Origin of the sequence: Nonomuraea candida (genome assembly GCF_000725485.1) — a bacterium.
In the GTDB taxonomy this organism is placed as follows: Bacteria; Actinomycetota; Actinomycetes; order Streptosporangiales; family Streptosporangiaceae; genus Nonomuraea; species Nonomuraea candida.
Genome location: NZ_KL647031.1, coordinates 762,209 through 762,881 on the forward strand (window position 1 = coordinate 762,209; position 673 = coordinate 762,881).

At 68.8% G+C, this 673-nt stretch carries 1 protein-coding gene; it reads right to left on the reverse strand.

Features of this window, described 5'->3' with window-relative positions; genetic code table 11:
- Nucleotides 1-673, reverse strand: a 673-nt coding sequence (locus IO39_RS57280; RefSeq protein WP_211267415.1) for a GAF domain-containing protein, incomplete at both ends; no start/stop codon positions are given.

Sequence of the window (673 nt, forward strand, 5' to 3'; positions counted from 1 at the left end):
GCGGGTGTGGTTCTGGGCCAGGAGCTGGGCCAGGATGAGCAGCGAGTTGAGCGGGGTGCGCAGCTCGTGGCTCATGTTGGCGAGGAACTCGCTCTTGTAGGTCGAGGCCAGCGAGAGCTGGTGCGCCCGCGCCTCCAGCTCCTGCCTGGCCTGCTCGATCTCCAGGTTCTTGGTCTCGATGTCCTGGTTCTGGCGGGCCAGCAGCGTGGCCTTCTCCTCCAGCTCGGCGTTGGAGCGCTGCAGCTCCTGCGACTCCTTGAGCAGCTCGTCGGTACGGGCGTTGGCGACGATCGTGTTCAGGTTGACCCCGATGGTCTCCATGAGCTGGTCGAGGAAGGCCCGGTGGACCGGCGTGAACGCCTGCACCGAGGCCAGCTCGATCACCCCGAGCACCTGCTCCTCCACCACGATGGGCAGCACGATCACCGAGGCGGGCGCGGTGCTGCCGAGCCCGGAGGAGATCGTGAGGTAGCCGGGCGGCAGCTCGGTCATGGCGATGGTCCTGCGGCTGCGCGCGGCCTGCCCGACGAGCGCCTCGCCCAGCTTGAACCGGGTGGGCCGCAGCCGGTCGACCGGGTAGCCGTAGGCGCTGATGAGCTGCAGCTCGCTCTCCTCGGCCAGGAAGAACGCGCCGTACTGGGCCGAGACCAGCGGGGCCAGCTCGTTCATCACC